This window comes from Marinobacter sp. AN1 (genome assembly GCF_026013985.1).
GTDB lineage: Bacteria > Pseudomonadota > Gammaproteobacteria > Pseudomonadales > Oleiphilaceae > Marinobacter > Marinobacter segnicrescens.
In genome coordinates this window covers 2,240,138-2,264,157 of record NZ_CP110342.1, presented here as the reverse complement: position 1 = coordinate 2,264,157, position 24,020 = coordinate 2,240,138, and the positions used below count along the sequence as shown (strand labels likewise).

Below are 24,020 nucleotides of genomic sequence, written 5' to 3'. Positions count from 1 at the left end.
ACAGCTGCCCATACCCATCCTGGTGGTTGTCAGTTTCCGGCGACCGGGTGCGTCAGAACCTGACGCCTGCCTCAAGGAAAAACTGGTTTCGGTCCGTGTAATTGTTGTCGCGGCTTAACAACGGGTTGTCATTGAGGTAATGCTGGACGATCACCGCTATATCGTAGCTCACTCGGGGTCCGTGGACTGATTTTGCAACCCGCAGGTCCGCCCTCTGATAAGGCCCGCTGCGGAACTCGTCGGCGACGTACCAGGCAAGCGCTGAACTCCAGTCCTCCGGGTAGCGCTGTATCCAGGACACACTGCCTGTATGGCGAACGGAGAGTCGGGCTTCTCGGGCCAGGGTTTCCTGCTGTTCTTCAACCGACAAGCCATCGTTGGCCGTGTAACGGCCTTCCTGGTCCATGTAACCGTAGGCCAGGCGGAGCCTTGTATCACCCAGGTCAAGGGCGGTTTCCAGCTCGATGCCTTGCTGGTCAATGGCAACACGGTTACCCAGGTCAAAGTCTTCCACATTGATGATCCCGGCAACCAGGTCGCGAAGCTCGTCATAGAAGTAACGCACTTCAGTGGAAAGAACGCCATGTCCCAGCCGGAACTGGCCATAGTAGCTGATTTCCCGGCTGGTGATCCTCTCCTCGTCCAGGTCGCCGGTTGCCTCGGCATAGTATCCGGAAAAGTCCACGGGGCTGGATGCGTCGTATTCGGCATCAATTCTCTGACCTTCCAGGTCCTGGTAAACAGATGGTGAGACGTTTTCCGGTGTATAGGCCCAGTTGGCGCGCTGTTCCAGTGCGTCGGGTGTGCGAACGGCCCGGGAATAAACAAAACGGAGTGTCTGGTTCTCGGTCAGGTGAAGGTTTGCGGCCAGGCGGGGTGACAGGAAGTTGTCGTCCAGCAGGGAAGTGTGCTCGTAGTTCGCTCCGGCATTAAACGTGAGCCAGTACACAGGGGTGTATTCGAGGTTGGCAAACAGGCGGGACTGATAGATCTCGCCGCTGCCACCGAAGAAGGTTTCGGACTCGTAGCCATCCTCCCGGTACCCCAGGCCACTCACCAGTCGCAGGTCCGGATTCAACTCCCAGGTGTCCTGCAACTCAAACTCCAGGCGTTGTTGCTGGAGGTCCTCATTGAGACTCGTACACAGGGGCAAGGGGACGCCATCCAGCTGGATACAGCTGGTCCAGTCCTTGTCGCGATTGTACCTCTGGTAACTGGTCTGGAATTCGATCAGGTGCTTGTCCAGCCCTGAGTAGCCGTACCTGGCTTGCAGGTAATGATCCCGCACCTCATCGTCCGGCTCGCCCTGGATGCCAAGATCGGCACCCCCCATCTTGAGGGGATCATCCTCATCGATTCCGTCTGTCACCCCGGCCCGGAATTCGAAAGAGTGGTAGGGTGATGGCTGTAGAACACCATCATAATAGAACTGATTGAACTCGAAGCCATCCCGGATGGGCACCTTGCGAAATGCATCGTCGCTGTCGTATTGGAAATCATAACCGTCCGACTCCCGCCGGTGCCATGCCACCCGCCAGCTGTATTTATCCCGGGCATGGCCATGATAGGCTGTGTAATTGCGGATGCCTGGCCCGCCGCCCTGGGCGTGCAGGCCGGTGCCGGCCGTGTTTTCCGGTGACAGGGTTATGATATTGATGGAGGCCAGAAAGGCGTTGTTGCCATAGGCTGCCGAGTTCGGCCCACGGCTGACTTCAATCCGGTCAATCAGTTCAATGGGAACCGGCATCGCATTCCAGTCCACGTCCGCCAGGCTTGGCAGGTAACCGGTACGGCCATCGATTAGTACCTGCAGGCGCCGCTGCTCATAGGCTACGGTGCCGTGGTAACTGACAGTCGGCTGGTTTGTCCCCACGGCAGCGACCGTCATGCCGGGAACCAGTCGGAAAACGTCAGCCAGTGCGACCATACCGAGATCACGGATGGTTTCGCCGGAGATAACCGTTGTCGTACCTGGTACCCGGGCCTTGGGCTGGCGCAGGCGGGTGGTGGTCAACACCTCGGGAACCGCGCTGTAAATGTCCTCTGCGGTCCCTGACTCACCGAGTGCAAGCCATGGGGGGACCTCTGTGCCATCCGCACCGGCCGCCGGACTGGTCAACAGGGTTGCCACCAGTGCCAGGCTCATACTAGCGGGCATTACTGGAGGTACTGCTTTGCCGAGTATGTAGATCATTCTGTCCGTGGCCTTACCGGGAATGAGCCAGATGAATATTATTTTAAGATTAGCTCAGGAATTGGCATCATATCGGAAAGTCAGCCGCCTGCAACCTGGAGCACCTTATTAGATGAACTGTTGGGAAACACTGGGGATCGAGCCAACCCGAGACACGGCGCGGATTCGCAACGCCTTCGAGCAGCAAAGCAAGTTTGCGGAGGGAGAGGAAGCCCGGCGCCTTGAGGCGGCTTTCCGCGACGCCATGGCGGAGGTTGGTCATGACGTGCCTTCTGCTGCAGCGCCAGAGGTGGTTTCAGCCCCGGCCAGCGAGTCCCAACCCTCCGGTGCCAATGCCTCGCGCTGGCAGTCCGAAGCGCACAGTGCTCCCCTGTCCTCCAGTGAACAGCAGGTGGTACGAGAGGTCGTGATACAGGTGAACGCCATGTTGAATGACCATGTCCGGCTACAGGATGTGGCTATCTGGCGAGCAATCCTGACCGAACCACCAGCGGACCAGGAGCATGTGCGGGCTGCCATTGGTGAAGAGCTTGAGTCCAGCTTGCGACCACTGGCCGAAGAGTCACGCCTGCCCGCGCCAGTGGCCCGCTTCCTGGAGGACTGGTTCGGCTGGTACGGCATGACCGATGCCCTGGACCGGCAGGAGCTGGAAGGCGATGCCAACCTTGATGACGCGGGGCGCTACCAGGGAATCAGCTATCCATCATCCGAAGAGGGCGACAATCCACAGCCCGAGCGTCCCCAGATGACCAATTTCTGGCCCGCAGTAATTGGCTGGATCGTCGGTATCATCATCCTGACCAGCCTGTTCGGGGCCTTGACCGGGGGAGGGGGCTGAAGAGCCCCTTCCGCCAATGGCTCAGGGCGTTGCAGTCCCTCTTTGTTCACCGGCAGCGTCAATAAGCCGCCGGTACCGCTGCGCCAGCATCGCGCCGACAATCACCTGGATCTGGTTGTAGCACATGATGGGCAGCACGATCATGCCGAAGCCCGGATGACCGGAGAACAGCACCTTCGCCATGGGCAGCCCGGAAGCCAGGCTTTTCTTCGATCCGCAGAATACCACCGCTGCCTCATCCTCCAGGCTGAATCCGAACCGCCGCACGAGCAAGTGCGCGACCAACATAAAGAAAGCCAGCAAGGCAAAGCACAGCACGATGGTCAGTCCGATGGCCGTTACCGGCAGGTTTTCCCAGAGCCCGCTGACCACGGAGTGGGAAAAGGCTGAGTACACAATCAGCCAGATCACACACTGGTCGTAGCGGGACGCCAGGTTTTCGTGCCGCGCCAGGAATCCCCCCAGCCAGGGCCGCATGGCATGGCCGACAGCAAACGGCAGCAGCAACTGAATAACGATATCCCGCAACGCTTCCAGTACCGAGAAGCTGCCACCCCCCGACGTACTGACCAGCAGGATCAGCAAAAACGGCGTTAGCATCATGCCGAACACATTCGACGCCGCTGCACTGCATATGGCTGCGGGTACGTTGCCCCGCGCCATGGCCGTGTAGGCGATGGACGACGATACCGCCGAGGGCAGGACCCCGAGATAGAGAAAACCCAGCCCCAGATCTTCGGGCATCCATTGGGGGGCGATCCCGCTCAGGCCGTTGATGGGAAGCACCACCAGGGGAAAGAACACAAAGGTGAGGGCGGTGATTACGATGTGCAGCCGCCAGTGGGTGGCACCATCAATGATCTGCTGCCGTGACAGGGCAGCCCCGTGAAGGAAAAACAGCAGGGCAACCGCGATGGTACCCGCTACGGACAGCGTCTCAGCAGCGCTCCCCCTGACCGGCAGGAAGGTGGCCAGTACGATGGCACCCAACAGCAGCATCGTGAAGGTATCCAGGCGGAATTTCATGATTGCGGCTCCTCCAGGGCAGCAAGGCTGGGCTTGAGAAGCGCACGGGCCAGGACGGCGGCCTTGTCAGGATTCTGTTGCCGGATAGCGGCGAGCAGCAGCTCATGATCTTCCTGGGAAGGTTCCGGCAGGTCGGCTTCCTGCTCAGTCCGTTGAATGGTTTCCGCTACCGACTGGGCAAAATACCGGTACAGCTCCAGCAGGGCAGGGTTGTGGGCAGCTTCCACCAGGGTGTGGTGAAACGCCTCATCGTGGGCGATTCGCTGTTCCAGGTTATCGCCGGCCCGGGCCCGCTGGTCCAATGCCTCTGTCATCCGTTCGATGTCGCTGGCGGTCCGGCGCCTGGCAGCCAGACCCGCAGCCTCGGCTTCGAGCATGATTCGCACTTCCAGCTGATCACGGAGACGGGAGCGGCCAATTCGTCGCAGTGACTCGCCAGGATCTCGGGTTGAACGGACGTAGGTGCCGTCTCCCTGCCGGGTTTCCAGCATGCCCACATGGGCCAGAACCCGCACCGCTTCACGTATGGTATTGCGACTGACACCGAGGGATTCTGCCAGCTCAGCCTCTACTGGCAGGCGCTGGCCAATTTGCCACTCGCCCTGCTGTATCGCCTGGCGCAGGCTGTCGATGGCTGTTTCCACCAGGGATCCGCGACGAATGGGGCTGAGATTTTCATAAACAACCTATCCTTTGATCAGATAACCAATCATCCTATGATTGGTTGATTAATACAAGGTCACGGGTAACAAGCTGAAAAATCGGTCTATACTGCCTCGGTACAGGCCACATTCTTTTTCATAGCGACGAGGTTCCCATGGAAAAACCGGTGCACACACTGTCAGAACTGTTCGAGCAACTGGGATTGCCCAGTGACAGCGACGCCATCGAAGCATTCATTGCAGAGCATCGGCCGCTGCCTGAAGGCACGCGGCTGCCCGATGCGTCTTTTTGGAATGAAAGCCAGCGCCACTTCCTGAAGGAAGAGTGGGAGGAGGATGCAGACTGGGCTGAACTGGTCGATACGCTGAACAACCGGCTACGTTAGCGCCGGTTATCCAGGTGTAAGAGTGGAGTCGGGGGATCAGTACCGCAGCAGGGCTGATCCCCAGGTAAAGCCACCACCGAAGGCTTCCAGCAGAACCACTTCATTACGCTTGATACGACCATCACGGACAGCGACGTCCAGCGCCAGCGGAATAGATGCCGCCGAGGTATTGCCGTGCTGATCCACCGTGACGACGACCTGGTCCATCGACATATTCAGCTTCTTCGCGGTGGCCGCGATGATCCGGAGGTTGGCCTGGTGCGGCACCAGCCAGTCAATATCGGATTTTTGCATCTGGTTGGCGGCCAGGGTCTCGTCAACAATCTTGCCGAGCGTGTTTACGGCAACCTTGAACACTTCGTTGCCCTTCATTTCAATAAAGGCCTGGCCTGCCTTTACCTGATCGTAGTTCGAGGCAATCCCGCAGGGAACGTGCAGCAGTTCTTCATACTGGCCGTCAGCGTGGATATGGGTTGAGAGAATACCGGTCTCCTCGTCCGCTTCGAGTATGACCGCCCCGGCCCCGTCACCAAAAAGCACGCACGTGCCGCGATCTTCCCAGTTAACAATGCGGGAAAACACCTCGGCGCCAACCACCAACGCCTTGCGGCTGCTGCCGGTGCGAACGAATTTGTCAGCCACCGACAGGGCGTAGACAAACCCGCTGCACACAGCCTGGATATCAAAGGCCGGGCACCCCTGAATACCCAGCCGGGCCTGCAGAATGCAGGCACAACTGGGGAAAATCTTGTCAGGGGTAGAGGTTGCAAACACGATCAGGTCGATGTCCTGCAGCTCGATACCGGCGGCTTCTGCAGCCCGACGGGCAGCGACTTCGGCCAGGTCAACCGTGGTCTGCCCCGGTTCAGCCACATGGCGCTGTGATATGCCGGTACGCTCCCTGATCCACTGGTCGGTGGTATCCACCATTTTTTCCATGTCTTTGTTGGTCAGGACATTGTCCGGCAGGTAGGACCCTGTGCCGGTAATTCGAGCGTATGGCATGCGTGACGTTTCCCGGGATTGCAAAATGATGTCAAAGTCGAAGTTTATGAATGCATCCTACACTGTATCAAGCGCTCGGGGTTATTAGCGATTTGTCAAAGATGCCCCGAAACCCGTTTTCCGGTCGCAAGCAGCAACCCGAAACATGGACGAGAGGCAACTTGACCAACCCTTGACCAGCGTCCTTTACTGATTAAGACCCACATAACCGGTCACTTCCGCTGGCTGGTTCAAGGGCATGAACAGGGCTCCGGCGGTTAGCCAGGCAATGGCTACGGGGTAATTCCCGAAGAAACGCTCAACAGTAACCCCCCCAACGAGAGCGATGCCATGGCACAAGCAGAACCGTTATACCCGGTTCCGGTCGAGGAACCAAACGCGCCAGAAGACTGGCTTCAACCTTTCAGGGACGTCCGGGCTGTGACGGAACAACTGTGCAGCCCCCTGGAAACCGAAGACTATGTCATCCAGAGCATGGACGATGTAAGCCCACCCAAGTGGCACCTGGCACACGTTACCTGGTTTTTCGAGACATTCCTGCTCAAGCCCTACCTGAGGGGGTATGTGCCCCTGAACGACGCTTACGACCATCTTTTCAATTCCTACTATGAAACCCACGGCGACCCGTTCCCCAGGCCTCGGCGGGGGATTCTGTCGCGGCCCACGGTGGCCGAGATCTATCGCTACCGGCATTACGTCGACGAGGCCATGGGACTTTTGCTGAGCAATCCGCCAGCCGAACACAGCCGAACGATTGCGGAGCGCGCCTGCCTGGGCATCCACCATGAGCAGCAGCACCAGGAGCTGCTGGTTATGGACATCAAGCACATCCTTGCGCAAAACCCGCTGCGCCCGGCCTATACCAACCGTTTGCAGACTCCGCCGCCCCGGCACCCTGTGGCGATGGGCTGGTACCCGTACGAAGGGGGTGTGGTGTCGGTTGGCGTCGAGCCTGACGGTGAGGAGTTTTCCTTCGATAACGAACAGCCGGCCCACAGGCAGTACCTTGAACCATTTGAACTCGCCACTCGGCCGGTGACAAACCAGGAGTTTGTGCATTTTATAGAGCAGGGCGGTTACCGGGATCCGGCCCTTTGGCTGTCAGACGGATGGAATCTCGCAAGGCAAGAGGGCTGGGAAGCACCCCTTTACTGGCGCCAGGAGGGAAAACAGTGGTGGCACTATACCCTGCGGGGCTGGTGTCCGATTGATCCCGACGCGCCAGTCTGCCATGTCAGCTTCTATGAAGCCGATGCCTTTGCCCGTTGGGCCGGGGAGCGGCTGCCGACCGAGGCTGAATGGGAACATGCGGCGACCCACACGCCCAACCGGCACGGAAACTTCCTGGACAGCGGTTACCTGCAGCCCGTCGGCACACGGGTTCGCCACGACTTCGACAAACGACGCCCCGGGCAACTGCTCGGAGACGTGTGGGAGTGGACGGGAAGTGCCTACCGGCCGTATCCGGGCTTCCGGGCCCTGTCCGGCAGCCTTGGGGAATACAACGGCAAGTTCATGTCCGGGCAGATGGTGTTGCGGGGCGGATGTTGCGCGACTCCGGCCAGCCATATTCGTCCTACCTACCGGAATTTCTTTCCACCTTCAGCCCGCTGGGCTTTTTCAGGATTCAGACTCGCCAGGGAGGCACGCCAGTGAGTACCGCAACCGTTCAGTTCCACAATCAGCTACCGGAACACCATGCACCCACCATGGCGCAGGAAGTGCTTTCGGGGCTTACTTTCCAGCCAAAGTATTGCTCACCAAAATTCCTTTATGATCATAAGGGTTCAGAGCTTTTCGAGAAAATATGTGAACTACCGGAATATTATCCGACCCGGACGGAGGAGGCGATCCTGGCCAGGGTGGTACCGGAAATTGCCAACCTGGCAGGCCCCGGCGCAACCCTGGTGGAGTTTGGCAGCGGCGCCAGCCGCAAAGTGCGGTTATTGCTGGAATGCCTGTCGGTGGACCGCTATCTGGGAATCGACATTTCCCGGGATTTTCTGATCAATAGTACACGGCGGTTGGCGGCAGACTATCCCTGGCTGGAAGTGCACGCCGCCTGCGCAGACTTCACACAGCCGGTGGACCTGCCAGAGTCCATTGAGCCGAGTCGGCTGGTGGGCTTTTTCCCGGGATCCAGTATTGGTAATTTCACACCGCAGGAAGCTGAGCGCTTTTTAAGGGGACTGCACCGACTTCTGCCACCGGGCAGCGGCCTGTTGATCGGTGTCGACCTGGTGAAGGACCAGACTATCCTGGAGGCAGCTTATAACGACCGCGCAGGGGTGACCGCAGAATTCAACCTGAACCTGCTGGACCGGCTGCGGCGGGAGCTGGGACTGGAGATTGACCGCAAACGGTTCCGGCACCACGCGTTTTTTGATCCACGGCAATCACGGATCGAGATGCACCTGGTAAGCCGGGTAGCCCAGGTACTCAAGTTCAACCACGAAACCATCCGTTTCCGCGAGGGCGAATCCATTCACACCGAGAACTCCTACAAGTACTCCGTGCCAGGCTTCCAGCAACTCGCAGCCCGCGCCGGTTATACGGGACGACGGGTTTGGGTGGACGATAAAGGTTTGTTCAGTGTGCATTACCTGGTAGCCGCTCCGGCAAGCTAGTAATCTCTGATATCAAATAACCGACACGGTAGAGCTGGCTATATGAACTTGATCATCATCGGCGCGGGCATTATGGGGACCACCTTTGCCACGCTGGCAAAAGAGCTGGCGCCAGAGCTGGATGTCACCATACTGGAGAGACTGGACCGTGCCGGTGCGGGCAACTCCTGGGTATTCAACAACGCCGGTACAGGTCATGAAGCGAATTGTGAGCTGAATTATACCCCGGTCGATGAAGAGGTTATCTCGGTCGAAAAAGCCCTGAAGATCCATGCCCAGTTCAATGTGGCCAAACAGTTCTGGGCTTACCTGGTAGAGAAGGGCGCCATCAAGGACCCTGGATCCTTCATCAATCAGACCAGGCACTGCACCATTGTCTCCGAGTCAGCCATTGAAGAACTGCGCCTGAGATTCAAGGAAATGGCCGCTCATCACTTTTTCGAGCATATGCGGTACTCGGAAGATTTCGATGAGATAAAGAGCTGGATTCCATACACCATGGACGAACGGCCACGCCAGGAGAAAATGGCGGCGACCATCGTCGATACAGGTACAGACGTAAACTTCGGCGCACTGACAGAGCAGATGGCCGAGCATGCGGTGAACAACCTGGGTGTGAAGATCCAGTACGGTACCCATGTCAAGCGTGTACACCGCAGCCCCTCGGGAAGCTGGCTTGTGGAAACACAAAGCCGGGACGTTGCCACGCAGTACAAGGCGGATGTTCTGTTTGTAGGTGCCGGCGGGGGCGCATTCCCGATCCTGAAAAAGAGCCACTTGCCATTCGCGAAACGGTTCACCGGCTTCCCTGTGGGCGGGCGCTTCCTGCAGGCGCCTATCAGCCCGGAACAGGCCGACCAGTACCGTGCCAAGACCTATGGCAAAGCGAAGGTCGGCGCACCTCCCATGTCGGTGCCGCACCTGGATTTACGGGTGGCGGATGGTCAGTACTACCTGCTTTTTGGTCCCTTTGCATCGTTCAAACCGGTCCTGGAGAAGGGCCGTGGATTTATGGATTACCTCCGCTCGATGCGACTCCACGACGTTCCGGGCCTGCTGAATGTCGCCATGGAGCATTTCCCCCTGGTCAAGTACCTGGTCTCCGAGACCTTCAAGGGTGAAAAAAGTATGTTCGAGGAGCTGGACAGCTTTGCCCCTGGCATGAGCAAAAAGTTTAACTGGAAGCCGGTTGAAGCGGGCCAGCGGGTGCAGATTATCAGGGACGGTGATTTGCAGATGGGCACCGAAATACTCGTATCAAGCGACAAGACCTACGGAACGATCCTCGGGGCATCACCCGGGGCATCGGTTTCTCCCGAGGTCATGCTGCGCTGCCTGGAGGAAATGCTGCCTGACATTTTCTCCAATGAAACGGCCGAGAAAAAGAAAAAGGAAATCTTCCCCGAGGATAATCTCGCGAACCTGGCCAACAATCCTGATCGCTACCGGGAGATTCGGGACACCGTCAACAAACGTCTGGGAATAACCCAGCCACCACGTGACTGAAGCCGTACGGTTGCGCCTGGCAAATTACCTGAGAACTACGTTAACCATTCCGAGACCGTTGGGGATGCTTCGACCACGCCACTAAGCCTTTTCAAGCCTGCGGTTCCGCCTTGCTCACCCTTGTGTACCGCCACATAACCCAGACCGGGATCAGGGTCAGTACAAAGACCCCCGTCAGGATCAGAAAGCTGTCCTGAAAGCCCCTGACCGAGGCCTGAAAATAGATGGCCTGGCGCAGAAAGCCAAGGGATGCTGGCCCCAGCTGATCCGGCGTCAGCCCGGCAGCCGGGGCCATGCTCTGGAACCGGGCCAGTAGCTCCCCGGTAAGCGCATTGGCGGCGGTCTGGGTATCGGTGATCACCCGGGCGTGCTGCATGGTGCGCCAGTCGAGCGTGACCGACAGCAGGTTGACGCCGATAGCACCACCGATCTGACGGGAGAAGTTAGCAGCACCAGAGCCCTGGCTGACCAGGCTGTAATCCAGTGCCCGCAGGGAGCCGGTGCCGATGGCAGGCATGCCGAAGCCCAGCCCCAGGCGGCCGATGGTTACCCAGAGCACGATCAGCCACGGCAGGGTATACACATCCATCAAGCCCATCATGTAACTGGACCCCGCCAGCATCACGGTGCCCAGGGTAATCACCGCCGGCGCCGGGTAACGGTCTGCCATATAACCGGCCACCGGGAAGATTAACGCCATGGCCAGTCCCGCCGGCATCAGCAACAGGCCGGCCGCCGTGGCGGTAAAGCCCTGGATCTGCTGCACAAACAGCGGAATGAGGTAGGTGGAGCCGAACAGGCCGGCCCCGTAGCAAAAGCTGATGGCGCAACCGGCGGCAAACCCGGGAATGGCGAAGATCCGCAGGTTCAGCAGGGGTTTGGGGGTCACCAGCTCCCAGGCGATGAACGCCACTGCCATTAGCAGCGCAAACAGGCCGGTGCCCACGATGAGCAGGGACCGCCAGTCTTCCCGCTGGCCATTGGACAGGGTCCACAGCAGGCTGACCAGAAACAGGCACAGAAACCCGAAACCGATCCAGTCGAAACGGGATGACGGGCTGCCCTCGGCTTTGTCCGGCGCAAAGTACAGGGCAAAACCGATGGCCATCAGACAGGTGGGCAAAGGCATGAAGAACACTGCCCGCCAGCTGATCCAGTCCACCAGTACCCCACCGACAGCAGGACCAAGGGCAGGGCCGAGGATTACCCCCAGGCCGTAGATCCCCATGCCCAGCCCCCGCTGTTTCTCCGGGAATACCTGGAAAATGATGGTCATGGCCAGGGGCTGGATAACTCCGGCCATGGCGCCCTGCAAGACCCGGGACAGAATCACCAGGTCCTCGTTCGGGGCGACGCCACCCAGCACTGAGGCCAGCATGAACACCACCAGGCAACCAATGTAGGCCGCCTTCATGCCGAACGCCTGCAGAGCCCATGCGCTGACCAGCATGAACGCCGCCATGGCGGCCAGAAAGCCGGTGGATAGCCACTGTGCTTCCGTCTGGGCGATGCCGAAATAGCCCATGATGTCGGGAATGGCCACGTTGACAATGGTGGTGGCCAGGGTCATGGAGAGAGTGCCTAGCATCACCGTGGCGGTGCCCAGCCATTTATAGGCGGTACCGTAACGGTGAAACAGGTCCTCAGTCGTCTGCGACATGGATACCCACCTCGACCATCATGCCGGGGCGCAGGCGCGGATCCGGCTCGTCAAAGTGGATTCTCACCGGAATCCTTTGCGTGGTCTTGGTGAAATTTCCGCTGGGGTTGGGGCTCGGCAACAGGGCGAACTCGCTGGTCGCTGCGGCGCCAACGCGCTCGACCCGGCCACTGAAACGCTCACCGGAGAAGGCGTCCACCCGGATGCGTACGGCCTGGCCTGTCCGCACCCGGGCAAAGGTGGTTTCCTTGACGTTGGTCTCGATCCAGAGCGTGTCCGGGTTGTACACCATCATCAGGTTCTGGCCGGCCTGCACATATTCGCCCGGCTCTACAAAGGTCCGGGCCACCACGCCGGTCAGGGGACTGCTCACGCGGTGATCCGCCACATCCAGTGCCAGCCGCTGGCGACGGGCCGCTACTTCACTCAGACGTGCATCGAGGGACGCCAGCTCCTGCCTTAAAACCTGCTGGTTAAGGGCCTGGGCCTCAGCTTCCGCGAGGGCGGCTTCGGCAGAGCTCTGGCCGGCGCTTGCTGCGCGTAGCTCCGTTTCGGCGCTGTCGACCAGGTATTGGGTATCCGCCAGCTGCTGGGCAGACACCATGTTATTGCTCGCCATGCCCTTAAGCCGGGCCAGATCGGCACGGGCCTTGTCCAGATCCAGCTGGCGCTTCTCCCACTCCACGTTCGCAGCCTGCAGGGCCCGGCGGGCGATCATGATGCGGCTTGCATCCACTGCTTCGGCCAGCGCCAGTTCCGCTTCCAGCCGGCCACGCTCGACCTGCAGCGCCACCTGGCTGGCTTCGATCACCCGCAAGTCCTGCTCTGCCTGGGCACTGTCCAGTCCCAGTAACAACTGGCCCTGGGTGAGGCTATCCCCTTCGGTAACCGGCATCTCGAGAACACGCCCCGCCAGACGGGCAGCGACCGAGACCATGTCCGTCTTGATGCGGGCGTCGGTGACATGTACATGGGTGAGGCGATAATGCACCCAGCGACCGGCCCAGAACAGGGTGGCAGCCACCAGCAGAAGCACAATTACGAGTCGGACGATCTTGCCGCCCGCACGCCCCGGCAAGGGGTTGGCGAGTGTGGCCATAAACATCACTGACCTTATAATTTTGTTATTGAGGCAGTCACTGCAGAGGGATAAAACGCAGGCTAATGGATAGGCTTCCATTAACCGAGCTGAAAATCAACGATTTTATTGAAGCGATTCAGATGTCAGTAGACGACCACGGCAAGGACTAAACCTCTGTGAGGATCTATCAGTAACTTACCGCCAAATTCCACACAATTCGCAAGCACTGCGGGGCCAAATCAGGTCCAGCGGTATCTCTATAGTCCTGATCCGCCCCGGCGACTTAAACACCGGCTTCGGGGCGCCCCACACTCGGGCTTTCGGAACAGCACTGAATAACATGCCGCAAAGTGCTAAATTCGTGCTGTTGGCCATAATCCAACCAACGCAAGCGGAGCCCCTATGAATAAGCGACGTCACCAGGATACGCCCATAACGGTCGCCACCCTCGACGATCTCTCAGCGTTGGCAGACTATTCGTTCATGGATACGCTCAACTGCGATCCCGAGGCGAAAGCAGACGGAGTTGACCACGCGCCACGACAGGTCTTTTCCGGCCACTATGTTCCGGTCAGACCCACACCAATCGAAGACCCCGAGTACGTCGCGCACGGGAAAGCCCTGTTTCACGAACTGGGTTTCGCCGACAGCATAGCCCAGTCAGATGACTTTGTTCGCATGTTCTCCGGCGACTTATCCCGGGTTCCGGAGCCTCTGCGCAACGTCGGGTGGGCCTGTGGCTACGCACTTTCCATATACGGCACTGAGTTCTATCAGCAATGCCCGTTCCATACCGGCAACGGCTACGGCGACGGTCGCGCGATTTCAGTGCTTGAGGCCGTCATCAACGGCCAGCGCTGGGAAATGCAGCTGAAAGGGGCAGGGCGCACGCCCTACTGCCGAGCGCGGACGGCCGGGCCGTTTTACGGTCTAGTGTGCGGGAGTTCCTGGCTCAGGAGCACATGCATGCGCTCGGCGTGCCCACGTCAAGGTCTCTGAGTCTGTACGTGTCGAAAACCGAGAAAGTCAGGCGCCCATGGTATTCGGAGGGCTCACGTTCAATCGATCCTGACGTGCTTATCTCCGAGCCAGTTGCAATCTCTACGCGGGTCGCGCCATCGTTCATTCGGGTGGGGCAGCTTGAGCTCTTTAGTCGTCGCGCCCGCAAGCAGGAACACCCACAGGCGATGGAGGAGCTCGAGAAGATCGTCTTGCACCTGATCGATCGTGAGTACAGCGACGTTATCGACCAGTCACTGGCCACCGCAAAAAAAGTGGTATTGCTTGCAGACGAGTTCCGCAGCCGACTAACGTCGCTTGTTGCTAACTGGATCCGTGTTGGCTACTGCCAGGGCAACTTCAACAGCGACAACTGTGCGGCAGGCGGTTTCACGCTGGATTATGGACCATTCGGATTTTGTGATGTATTTGATCCGCATTACCAACCGTGGACGGGTGGCGGGCATCACTTCGCGTTTCTCAACCAGCCAGCGGCGGCCGAACGCAATTTCTACTTGTTTTGTTCGGCGATGCGGCCACTGGTGGCAGGTCATTCGGACTGTCTTCGACAACTAGAGGACATTCAAAGTGATTTCCCGAAAGTGATGCAGGCGCAAATGGAAAAAATGTGGGCCGCCAAACTCGGACTCGACGCTTTCGATGCGGATTTGCTTCGCGAGCTGGCAACGCTGATGATGCAAACACCTGTTGATTACACCCTGTTCTTCCGGGAACTCTCATACTTGCCAGAGGACATCGAGGCACTCAAGAAGAGTTTCTACAAGGGCCGGACCTACGCTGCCGACCCCGAAGGGCTGGACAAGCGCTGGTCAGCGTGGCTCACACATTGGCATTCACTCACGCGACCTGGCACGCGTGAGGAGCTTTCCAGTCAGATGAAGCTCGTCAACCCGAAGTACAGCTTGAGGGAGTGGTTCGTGGTGCCTGCTTATCAGCAAGCGGCAGCGGGAAACTACGCTTTGCTGCGAGAACTCCAGGACGTGATGACGCAGCCATACGCCGAGCAATCTGTGGACGTAGAGAAGAAGTACTACAGGCTGAAGCCGCTGGAGCTCTTTGACGTTGGGGGGGCGTCACACTATAGCTGCTCGTCGTGACCATCACCGGCACCCGGGCAGCAGCGCAAGATAACAAAGCGCCACAGCCCAGGTGGAGGGTGTGCACGGCCATGGGGATCCACCATTAATCAATTTACGTGGGAATTAAGTGCTTTGTTATGTAGTGCATTGACCGCCTTATATTTCAGATCTATTTCACAGGTGTCGGATCAGGAAATGACCAACTGCCGTCGAGGAGGGCCTGACGCGGTTGATAGAGGCGCACTAGGTAATTCCACCCATCGGTAATGGGTATGCAGTTCACCCGACCGTCGTCGCAACCACCAAAGAATACTGTTACCCCTCCGTTTGGATCAGGTGTCGCCGTTAAGTTGTTGATCGAATTGATCCCGAGGTCGTTCGCTTCCATGAAGCCGTCGTTGTTGTAGACAGTAATTGAAAAAAATCCATCAACAGGGACGTCTTTGACATACAGTCTGTGGTTCACCGAGCCATCGTTTTGCTCGGGGTAGACGTTGATGTACATTGCGTCCTCCTTCGGGTTGCCCCCGAAGCCAAACGCCGTTCCAAGAAGATGGTAGATCGGATTGAGTTTGTCTTTTTCCCCAAACATGGCAGACGTGTCGCTGACGGTAGCAGACAGGACATTAAGCGCGTCGCGTACTGTACTCAGTGACTCTTCATCCCATTCCGGGACTTCCAACGCGCCCGCGTCCGCCTGTTGCACCGTTATTTGATCCTGCAAAGCGTTCGCCTGGAGGACGTCATCGGGGTCATTCGGTAAGCTAGACGACCACATTAAGTACTAAATCTACGTTACTACATATCAGAGTGTTACCTGCCAAATTCCACGCAAAGTACTAAAACAACTTCAAGTAGATTCTAGGATAGTATGATGGATCGGTTTTCCACACAAAGTACTAAATTTGTCGTCCAAATCATTTACGCTAACCCGGATTTCTCATGAAGAAGGTAGCATGAGGAAGGAAGAAGCGGCTTAAAGTGTTAGAATTCAAGTTCCTACACAAAAACCCACACTAAAAGCCGCTATCCAAAATGGTACCTCAAAAACTGACCTTCTCGCCACTCTCCCGCCGCCAGATTGAAGCCGATTTCTCCGGAGGCCATATCACCTCGGATGCCGGTGTGTTGTTACTGCGCGAAGTCGATAAACAACACCGGCTAACCCAGCGACTGGCCGAGACGCTGACCGACCAGCGGGATGCCCGCATGATTCGTCATGGGCTCAACACCATGATCCGGCAGCGCGTCTACGGCGTGGCCAGCGGCTACGAAGATCTGAATGATCATGAAGCGCTTCGCTTTGATCAGGCACTACAAACCGCCACGGGGAATGCCTCGACTCTGGCCGGCAAGTCCACGCTTTGTCGAATGGAGCAGGCGATGGATCGGCAAACCATTGTCAAAGCGCATGAGTTGCTCTGGCACCACTTTATCGAGCAGCATGAGAAGCCGCCCAAGGAAATCGTGCTGGATTTTGACGGCACCGGTAATTTTCAACCCAGTTGTCCATTTTACTGCGTTTAAGCAGCCGATTTATTCAGCTCGATTTCCTGCAATTTGCCGGGGTTGAGTGACACAGCACCCACAGGCTTCCAGTTTCGGGTTGCCTTGGACCAGCGCCGAGGATTCCGACGTTTGGCTGCCTCATACACCCGCTTACGATGCTGCAATTGCTCCAGATCCTTTCCGGTATGACGCGCACTCGGGGTGACGAAGTTGATGCCGCTATGCAGGTGATGGTTGTTGTACGCATTTTCGAACGCCAGCATCCAGTCGCGCCCCTCAACCAACGAGGCAAACCCCTTTGATGGCCAGGCCGGGCAGTATTTCAGTGTCCGGAACAGCGACTCTGAGTACGGGTTGTCATTGCTGACACGAGGCCTGCTGTGTGACATCGGCATGCCCAGTTCAGCCAGCCGTGCACGTAACGTGTGCGACGTCATAGGCGCCCCATTGTCCGAGTGCAGAACCGGTGGCTTGTTCCAGCAACCTTCGCGCAACAGCGCGCGCTCGATGAGCTGTTTTGCCAGCATTCCGGACTCAGCATCATGTATTTCCCAAGCCACGATCTTGCGGCTGTAAATGTCCAGCACCAGGTACAGGTACCAGTGCTGACCACGAACCGCCGACGGGCAGTAACTGATGTCCCAGCTCCACACCTGATTGGGGCCAGTGGCGGTAAAGCTGGTGGGCTCCGGCACCTTGCGCCTTGGCTTCATATGCCCTCTGTGGTTCTGCTGCTGATGCTTTTTCAACACCCGGTAAAACGATGATTCAGACGCCAGGTAGACACCCTTATCGGCCAGCTGAGGAACAATCTGCGAAGGCGGCAGGCTGCGGTATTCAGTCTGATTACAGGTGGCCAGAATGGCAACCTCCTCGGCAATCGTCAGCTGATGTGGCTGTTCAGCCTGCTTGACCAGTGGCCGGCGATCCGGGGTAACCATCCCGTCGGCTTGTCGCCAGCGCTTTACCGTGCGCTCGCTCAGACCCATGAGCTCGGCTGCCTTGTGCCTAGGGGCGCCGCCAGCCACAGCCTCATCAAAGTACTGCAACAGCCTTGTACGCTCAGCCAGCGAGGTCAGTTGTCCTCGTTGTCCGGGGTTTCGCCGTACAAGGCTTCGAGCTTTTTTGATAACACCAGCAAGGAGGTCGTTTCCGCCAGTACACGGTCTTTGCGACGCACTTCTGCCTGGAGCTTCTTGATAGTTTTGCGTGCCTCACGCTGCTGCTTATGAGCGGTCTTATCGCTTTCCACCTGCATGCCTGCGCCCTGGAGGCAACCCGCCTTCCAGCGCTGGATTTGCTCGGGGTACAAGCCCTTCTCGCGACAATACGCGCCGAGCTCGGCTTCAGACATGGGCGCTGTTTCAATCACAGCAGCCAGCTTGGCTTCAGGAGACCACTCGTCTCCATTGTTACGATTACCCGGCACAGGCATTCCTTGTTGTCGACACTGTTTCAACCAACTATACAGGGTCACATCGGAGATGCCTTCCTCTGCGGAGACAGAGACAACGGTCCGGTTATGGGGTGGCAAGAGCTTGTTGAGAACTGCCGCTTTACGTTCATCGGAATAGCGTGGCATGTGTGCATCCATACCGCCCCCTGTGATGTGGTTTCAGGCAAAACTGCCTACTGGACAACTAGGCTGACACAGGGGGGCACCGATATTCCGGTGCACGGCGACCAGCCGGGTAAGTTCTTTAACCGGTATTACGACCATCACTGCTACTTCCCGCTTTACGTCTTCTGCGGTAGGCACTTGCTGGTGAGCTATCTGCGCACCAGCAATCGAGGTGATGCCCGGCACAGCTGGGCCATTCTGGCGCTGCTGGTGCGATTTATTCGCGAGTATTGGCCACAGACCCGGATCGTGTTCCGGGGCGACTCCCACTTCAGCAAGCCCCGACTGCTGGCCTGGTGCGATCGCAACCAGGTGGATTACATCGTAGGCATGGCCCGCAACCAGCGGCTGGAGGCGCTTGCCGCCCCAGCCATGGACAAAGTCCGGACCTACTACGAGGCTCATGGCCATAAGCTCGCCAGCACCTTCCGCTTCCGCTACAAAGCCCGAAGCTGGCATAAGCCACGCTGGGTGGTTGCGCGCCTGGAATATGGCCCTCAAGGCCCGAACCCCCGGTTCGTTATCAGCTCCCGCTACGATGACGGATTCAAGCTCTACTACGAACAGTATTGCGCACGGGGTGATATGGAGAACCGGATCAAGGATCAACAACTGGATCTGTTTGCCGGTCGCACCTCCAGCACACACTGGTGGACCAACCAGTGGCGGCTGATCTTATCCGGCTTCGCCTACACCCTGTTCGAGCGTTTGCGGGTGCATCTGAAAAACACGCCCTTCGAACGTATGAGTGCCGGCACCTTGCGCTTGAAGCTGATCAAGGTTGGCGCAGTCATCATCCGCAACACCCGCCGAATACGGGTGTTGATGAGTGATAGCTATCCACACAAGAACGATCTCTCAGCACTGGTTCAGCGCTTGGTGCCCCAGTAGATAATCGGGCTCCCCCGGCCCGATACCAATGGGGGAAAGGGGGAGTTGTGCCTGAATGCCGGAAACTGGCTAAATAATCGCCAACTTCGACCATGACCACTCGGATCTGGCACTACCAGGCTTGGTCTGCGAAGGTTGTTGGAGCACTATGAGAAATCCGGGCTAAGGCGTCTATTCTGGGTGGTATCAGAGTCATCCGACAGGTGCCATAAATCTTGCCGAGCCGTTCCTTAATGCCTGTAGATTTGGCGTAACGCTATCAGACGTCTACTGTACCGGGGGGGCGCCAGATCAATGACTTGTAACATAAAATCAGGTACTTTATCAGCGGTTTTTCTGTCGCCAACCAGTCGAAGAAGATGGGATGATTTTTGATGAATTTTAGGGCTATAAGATGGTGGTGCGGGTGCATGTCGAGTCACTCGGGTGCTGACAAAACCTGGGGGCTTCTCCCACTAACACCGGAATTCATCGAAAAGGAACATGGAGGTTATCTAAAGGCACTTCAGCAAGCCCTCAAAGCCCCCCAAATCCGAAATATTGCACTATCCGGTCGATACGGCGTTGGCAAAAGCAGCATCCTTCAGGAGCTAGCCAGGTCACAGAAGAGCAATGTCGTTGAGCTCTCCCTCTCCACGTTGGCGCCTTTGGCCGACGAAGGGCTTGACGATGCGGTACCCAAGCAAGCGAAAACCACCACGAATCGGATTCAGCAGGAAATAGTCAAACAACTTCTTTATCGTGAAAAACCGAGTAAGACGCCAGGCTCGCGGTTCAGAAGGATCGAACGCTTTAGCCTTTTTCGGGAGCTAGTCCTGGCCGGTCTGGCTGGATCAGCCATAGCAGTCGTTGGTCTGTTGACCGGATGGACTAGCCAGATTGACGCAGCACTCTTACCAAATACGGACCTTGGCCGGTGGTCCCACGGTATTATTCTCGCGGTCGGTATTGTGGTTACAAGTCTCGTTCGGTGCGCTCTCTATGGGCGAATCCAGATCCGCCAACTTTCGGCAGGGGCAGCCACCGTTACGCTGGACGATCACTCTGTTTCGTATTTTGACCAATATCTCGACGAAATCGTTTATTTTTTTGAAGTTTCAAAACGCAACATCGTAATTTTTGAGGATATCGACCGGTTCAATAATGCCCGGATTTTCGAGACATTACTGGCCCTAAATACACTGTTAAACACACAACGTCCCGACGATAACCCGATTCGATTCATCTATGCGATTAAGGACAGCATTTTTGATCAGAGTAAGTTCAAAAAGGATGAAAAACCCGATGTAGAGGCAGGTGAAGATCCGGCGCAGGCTGAAGCGGTGCGGGCCAACCGAACGAAATTTTTCGACCTGGTTATACCGGTCGTGCCGTTTATTACACACCGAAGCGCCAAGAACCTAGCCTGGGGAATTGTTAAGGACCTGGACTCGGAAGTCGGTGCCGCATTAACCGATCTTGCTGCTCGTTACATACCCGATATGCGGTTAATCAAGAATGTGCGTAATGAGTTTATTGTGTTTCGCGATCGGATCTTCTCCGGCTCAGGCGCAGACTTGGCATTACGCAAAACCGAACTGTTCGCGATGATGCTATACAAATGCACGCATCTCGCAGACTTCGAGGCCATCAGCCTCGGCAAAAGTGACATAGATGAGATATACCAAGCAGAGCGCAATCTCGTTTCTCTCAATATCAATCGGATCCAAAGAGAGATTCGCCAGGCCCGCAACAAACTGGAAACTGTAGAGTACATTACGACCGAAAGTGAGTCCCTTGGGGATAAACTCTTGAGGCACATCGAGCGTACTGTTCGCTCAGCAAGGCACAATTCAACTGCCGGAGAAATACTTTTCAACGGAAAGCCGGTAGGAGAGGGCTACCTTCGAACCAGCCAGTTTTGGCAAGAGTTTACCCAAATCCAAAATGACCAAGCGTTAGTATGGAGATTTTCGAATATTTCGCTCGTTTTTCCTCGTTCAGATATAAAAGAGGTGTTGAATAACTCCCTGAATCCAGATAGGTGGAATGAACAAGCGGAGGAACAACTCAAAGACGAGATTGACAGTCACCTAGAAGACCTCAGATTTCTTCGAGGGGCCAATATGTCGGACTTAATAACCCGTCCAGAGTTTACCGTTGAGTATGACGAAGAGCCTAAATCATTCGACGAGATAGTCCGAAGCAATTTTGTTGACCATGGCTTGGCGTATGAATTGATCCGCAACGGCTATATCAATCGAAATTTCACGCTATATACAGCCACATACCATGGAAATCGGGTGAGTGCGGCCGCTCAGAATTTCATAATGCTCCACGTAGAGCGCGATCTAATGGACGAACATTTTGAGCTCGATGGTCCGGATGTTGACGCCGTGATTCGCGAATGTGGATCACAATCGCTAGCGGAGCCGGCTCTCTACAACGTGGCGATTTTGGACCATTTATTGATTAAAAAGAACAAAAAGACTGCGGACATCATGATTGGCTCCCTTGTCCAGTTTGGGGAGCGACAACAACGTTTTGTACAAGCATACCTGAATAATGCGACAGAACGAGCTGCTTTCGTTGAGCGTTTTACTGCGTTCGCGCCCGATGTTCTGAAAAACTTGGTCGAGAACATTGAACTGGCTGATTCAGAGCGTCTTGAATTTGTGAGCCGTGCCTTAGGCAGTATTCCAAAGAACTTGGAGTACCACACCAATAAGCCCGTACGAGCCTACCTCATCGAACACTACACAGAATTCCCAGTGCTGACGTCTGAGTCAATTAGCACTGACAATGCAGAACGAATTGCCCGTATCTATGCAGCATCTAAGATTCAGGTATCAGCACTTGAGCCTCTGACCTCGCCAGTTAAACGGGTCTTCGTCAACTACGACTGTTACGCCATTACGCGAGAAAACCTCGCAATTGCCTTAGAGAGCGATACTGAGCTTACGTTAGATCGTGCGAAAGAAAAGAGTGAAGTCGTCTACCGGCGTCTTCTACAAGACCTTCCGGATTATCTGTCAGCAATTGAAGGCACATCATTCACAGTCGGTACTGCATCGTACTTTGCCTCTGTAATCGAAGATGTAATTGAAGCGGACGCAAACCAGCTCAACAAAATAATTGCGGCGGCATCGAATGACTGTGTTGTTGATGAGATAAAGGATGTATCTGAGGAAGCCTGGCCCCACCTAGCCCAACATGGGAGGTTCCCCATCACCTTCACCAATGTGGATGAGTACGTTGAGGTGATGGGGGAGGTAGATGCATATCTGGCCCGGTTGCTTGACTCTTCGAACGCAATTATCGAACACAAGTCTGGTGATGAAGAGCATAAGGAAGCGCTCGCACTGAAAATACTTGCGACTGATAATTCCCTATTGTCAGCTTCTTCCCGAGTCAGGCTGGTGGTGAGTCTACAGCTCGAAAACTACCTTAGCGTAGATAGTATTGAAGTAGAGAGCGGCGAGCTATTTGGACTGCTTTTACGGGAAAATGAAATCGCGGATTGCGCCAAGAACTATATCTACCTCTCCGAAACCGATTGGCCCACTCGCGAGCAATTTATCGAGCAGTCGGGAAAGTTCCACGAATATATGACCCCCGATTTGGTGGGAGGGGACGTTGCCGAACTTTTGCGAAGTGAACGTGTTTCTATTGCAGTCAAAGAAGAAATCGTTAGTGCCGCTAGCGAGTATGCAGAAAGCTGCGATTATCGGGGGCTAACCGAGCTGGCAAGGTATGCGGCTCAGAATGATTATGTCCTCGCACCTGAGTTAGTAGAAAAAATGGCGGCCAATCAGGTCTCGGAGCGCAACATCCTTCAGTTGCTGCGCCCGAACTTAAACTCCATGCCTTACGATCAACTCGCGCGAACACTCCGCTACCTTGGTGAAAACTATATTTCTTTGACATCGCCTGGGCGGGACCAGCCTAAGTTTCCCGATACAGACGAGGATAGAGAACTTCTCGACAAGCTAAAGGAATATGGCTATGTCGTTTCAAACATCAAATCAGCACGCGGAGGTAGGCTGAAGGTGACGAAACGGCACAAAGCTAACTAGACGAAAATAGAAGGGGATATGGGGCTAGCATAGTTGTGGGCCTGACTGGCAAGTCTGTAGTGGTTCAATGATTCCGGACACCAACGTAGGTGGTAAAATCGCCACCATAAACGAGGTGTCTGATGACCAGAAAGCGACGTTCTTTTTCTCCTGAGTTCAAACAGGAAGCAGCCAGCCTGGTGCTGGATTGACCTGCCCCCAGTCTTTAATCCAACTGCTCCCTAGTAATGTCCGTTACTTTTGAATCAGTTGTTCCAAGTCGGAGAGCGGAGGCAAACTCCAGAGGTGTCTGATACCCCAAGGATGAATGCGGTCGCTGCTTATTGTAGTCCAAGCGCCAGTTACTGATTTTCTGCCGGGCGTGAGCAAGATCCCGGAACCAATGTTCATTCAGACACTCATCCCGGAATTTTCCGTTAAAGCTCTCGACGTAACCATTCTGCATCGGCTTTCCAGGCTGGATGAGCTTCAGCTCAACGCCATTATGGTAAGCCCATTGATCCAATGCTCTGCCAGTAAATTCCGGCCCCTGATCTGTTCTGACGGCTTTCGGGTAACCTCGGAAGGCTGCTATGGCGTCTAGGGTGCGCGTCACCTGCTCCCCTGAGATGCCCATGGCAACGGGAATGTCGAGGCATTCCTTGGTGAAGTCATCCACGATCGTCATGTAGTCCCCCCAGAAAATAATCGAGGTTTTGAGTAGAGACTTTTACAATGATCGCAGAAGGAGCGACAGATGAAGAAGTCTCGATTTACTGACAGCCAGATCATGGCGATTTTGAAGCAGCACGAAGCCGGTGTTCCGGTGGCTGAGTTGTCTCGTGAGCGGTAATTTTCAACCCAGTTGTCCATTTTACTGC

The 24,020-nt window shown here is 56.3% G+C and carries 14 protein-coding genes and 5 pseudogenes; 10 read left to right on the top strand and 9 right to left on the bottom strand.

What is annotated here, in order from left to right:
* Window positions 1–52: 52 nt before the first annotated feature.
* Window positions 53–2,158 carry a TonB-dependent receptor plug domain-containing protein gene (locus LJ360_RS10440; RefSeq protein WP_264993929.1) on the bottom strand — a complete coding sequence of 702 codons (2,106 nt, stop codon included), beginning with the start codon at window positions 2,156–2,158 and terminating at the stop codon, window positions 53–55.
* Between the two features lie 148 nt (window positions 2,159–2,306).
* Here LJ360_RS10440 and LJ360_RS10435 point away from each other — a divergent pair, with 148 nt between their 5' ends.
* A complete protein-coding gene (locus tag LJ360_RS10435; RefSeq protein ID WP_264993928.1) occupies window positions 2,307–3,032 on the top strand; it encodes a J domain-containing protein in 726 nt (241 codons plus the stop codon).
* Window positions 3,033–3,053: 21 nt separating this feature from the next.
* Here the strand turns inward: LJ360_RS10435 and LJ360_RS10430 are convergent, their stop codons facing one another.
* Complete coding sequence (locus LJ360_RS10430) at window positions 3,054–4,058, bottom strand: bile acid:sodium symporter family protein (RefSeq protein ID WP_264993927.1); 1,005 nt, start codon at window positions 4,056–4,058, stop codon at window positions 3,054–3,056.
* Window positions 4,055–4,702 (bottom strand): FadR/GntR family transcriptional regulator, encoded by a 648-nt coding sequence (locus LJ360_RS10425; protein ID WP_264993926.1) that lies wholly within the window; start codon window positions 4,700–4,702, stop codon window positions 4,055–4,057. Before LJ360_RS10425 ends, LJ360_RS10430 begins: the two co-directional genes overlap by 4 nt.
* A gap of 173 nt (window positions 4,703–4,875) precedes the next feature.
* Here LJ360_RS10425 and LJ360_RS10420 point away from each other — a divergent pair, with 173 nt between their 5' ends.
* Window positions 4,876–5,106, top strand: coding sequence for a DUF2789 domain-containing protein (locus tag LJ360_RS10420; protein ID WP_091853649.1), 231 nt, complete (start codon window positions 4,876–4,878; stop codon window positions 5,104–5,106).
* 36 nt (window positions 5,107–5,142) lie between these two features.
* On the opposite strand, the gene LJ360_RS10415 is transcribed toward LJ360_RS10420, so the two are convergent.
* On the bottom strand, window positions 5,143–6,111 hold the full coding sequence (locus tag LJ360_RS10415; protein WP_091853647.1) for a beta-ketoacyl-ACP synthase III: 969 nt from the start codon (window positions 6,109–6,111) through the stop codon (window positions 5,143–5,145).
* Between the two features lie 330 nt (window positions 6,112–6,441).
* Here LJ360_RS10415 and egtB point away from each other — a divergent pair, with 330 nt between their 5' ends.
* Genes egtB through LJ360_RS10400 form a run of 3 tightly spaced genes read left to right on the top strand, consistent with a single transcriptional unit; the run spans window position 6,442 to window position 10,244 of the window.
* Window positions 6,442–7,767, top strand: a complete 1,326-nt coding sequence (gene egtB, locus LJ360_RS10410; protein ID WP_264993925.1) for an ergothioneine biosynthesis protein EgtB — start codon at window positions 6,442–6,444, stop codon at window positions 7,765–7,767.
* Window positions 7,768–7,820: 53 nt separating this feature from the next.
* The gene (gene egtD / locus LJ360_RS10405; protein ID WP_091853728.1) at window positions 7,821–8,738 is read left to right on the top strand and encodes an L-histidine N(alpha)-methyltransferase; all 918 of its coding nucleotides are present in this window, start codon (window positions 7,821–7,823) and stop codon (window positions 8,736–8,738) included.
* Between the two features lie 42 nt (window positions 8,739–8,780).
* Window positions 8,781–10,244 carry a malate:quinone oxidoreductase gene (locus LJ360_RS10400; protein ID WP_264993924.1) on the top strand — a complete coding sequence of 488 codons (1,464 nt, stop codon included), beginning with the start codon at window positions 8,781–8,783 and terminating at the stop codon, window positions 10,242–10,244.
* A 91-nt stretch (window positions 10,245–10,335) separates the two neighbouring features.
* On the opposite strand, the gene LJ360_RS10395 is transcribed toward LJ360_RS10400, so the two are convergent.
* Together LJ360_RS10395 and LJ360_RS10390 are read right to left on the bottom strand one after the other, a co-directional pair.
* Window positions 10,336–11,904: a DHA2 family efflux MFS transporter permease subunit gene (locus LJ360_RS10395; RefSeq protein ID WP_264993923.1), complete on the bottom strand. Its 1,569-nt coding sequence runs from the start codon at window positions 11,902–11,904 to the stop codon at window positions 10,336–10,338.
* A complete protein-coding gene (locus LJ360_RS10390; RefSeq protein ID WP_264993922.1) occupies window positions 11,888–13,003 on the bottom strand; it encodes an HlyD family secretion protein in 1,116 nt (371 codons plus the stop codon). The genes LJ360_RS10395 and LJ360_RS10390 overlap by 17 nt, the downstream gene beginning before the upstream one ends.
* 384 nt (window positions 13,004–13,387) lie before the next feature.
* Here LJ360_RS10390 and LJ360_RS10380 point away from each other — a divergent pair.
* A pseudogene (locus tag LJ360_RS10380) lies at window positions 13,388–15,102 on the top strand (protein adenylyltransferase SelO).
* Between the two features lie 151 nt (window positions 15,103–15,253).
* Here the strand turns inward: LJ360_RS10380 and LJ360_RS10375 are convergent.
* Window positions 15,254–15,808, bottom strand: a complete 555-nt coding sequence (locus LJ360_RS10375) for a DUF1214 domain-containing protein (protein ID WP_264993919.1) — start codon at window positions 15,806–15,808, stop codon at window positions 15,254–15,256.
* Window positions 15,809–16,119: 311 nt separating this feature from the next.
* On the opposite strand from LJ360_RS10375, the pseudogene LJ360_RS10370 reads away from it, so the two are divergent.
* Window positions 16,120–16,572 (top strand): annotated as a pseudogene (locus tag LJ360_RS10370) (transposase); the annotation flags it as partial.
* Between the two features lie 35 nt (window positions 16,573–16,607).
* Here LJ360_RS10370 and LJ360_RS10365 read toward each other — a convergent pair.
* Window positions 16,608–18,175 (bottom strand): IS3 family transposase gene (locus LJ360_RS10365; protein WP_264996024.1). Its coding sequence is split into 2 segments (ribosomal slippage): window positions 16,608–17,693 and window positions 17,696–18,175, totalling 1,566 coding nucleotides; the frame shifts between segments, so codons are not numbered across the junction.
* A 75-nt stretch (window positions 18,176–18,250) separates the two neighbouring features.
* Between LJ360_RS10365 and LJ360_RS10360 the strand changes: the two are divergent.
* Window positions 18,251–19,105: pseudogene (locus LJ360_RS10360) on the top strand (IS1380-like element ISMaq3 family transposase); the annotation flags it as partial.
* 410 nt (window positions 19,106–19,515) lie between these two features.
* Complete coding sequence (locus LJ360_RS10355; protein WP_264993918.1) at window positions 19,516–23,160, top strand: P-loop NTPase fold protein; 3,645 nt, start codon at window positions 19,516–19,518, stop codon at window positions 23,158–23,160.
* 205 nt (window positions 23,161–23,365) lie between these two features.
* Here LJ360_RS10355 and LJ360_RS10350 read toward each other — a convergent pair.
* Window positions 23,366–23,827 (bottom strand): annotated as a pseudogene (locus tag LJ360_RS10350) (integrase core domain-containing protein); the annotation flags it as partial.
* A gap of 69 nt (window positions 23,828–23,896) precedes the next feature.
* Between LJ360_RS10350 and LJ360_RS20035 the strand changes: the two are divergent.
* Window positions 23,897–23,986: pseudogene (locus tag LJ360_RS20035) on the top strand (transposase); the annotation flags it as partial.
* Window positions 23,987–24,020: the final 34 nt, after the last annotated feature.

Bases quoted from the DNA above. Each gene is read 5' to 3' on its own strand.
- LJ360_RS10440 (WP_264993929.1), bottom strand. From the start codon at position 2,158: ATGCCCGCTAGTATGAGCCTGGCACTGGTGGCAACCCTGTTGACCAGT.
- LJ360_RS10435 (WP_264993928.1), top strand. From the start codon at position 2,307: ATGAACTGTTGGGAAACACTGGGGATCGAGCCAACCCGAGACACGGCG.
- LJ360_RS10430 (WP_264993927.1), bottom strand. From the start codon at position 4,058: ATGAAATTCCGCCTGGATACCTTCACGATGCTGCTGTTGGGTGCCATC.
- LJ360_RS10420 (WP_091853649.1), top strand. From the start codon at position 4,876: ATGGAAAAACCGGTGCACACACTGTCAGAACTGTTCGAGCAACTGGGA.
- LJ360_RS10415 (WP_091853647.1), bottom strand. From the start codon at position 6,111: ATGCCATACGCTCGAATTACCGGCACAGGGTCCTACCTGCCGGACAAT.
- egtB (WP_264993925.1), top strand. From the start codon at position 6,442: ATGGCACAAGCAGAACCGTTATACCCGGTTCCGGTCGAGGAACCAAAC.
- egtD (WP_091853728.1), top strand. From the start codon at position 7,821: ATGGCGCAGGAAGTGCTTTCGGGGCTTACTTTCCAGCCAAAGTATTGC.
- LJ360_RS10400 (WP_264993924.1), top strand. From the start codon at position 8,781: ATGAACTTGATCATCATCGGCGCGGGCATTATGGGGACCACCTTTGCC.
- LJ360_RS10395 (WP_264993923.1), bottom strand. From the start codon at position 11,904: ATGTCGCAGACGACTGAGGACCTGTTTCACCGTTACGGTACCGCCTAT.
- LJ360_RS10390 (WP_264993922.1), bottom strand. From the start codon at position 13,003: ATGGCCACACTCGCCAACCCCTTGCCGGGGCGTGCGGGCGGCAAGATC.
- LJ360_RS10355 (WP_264993918.1), top strand. From the start codon at position 19,516: ATGTCGAGTCACTCGGGTGCTGACAAAACCTGGGGGCTTCTCCCACTA.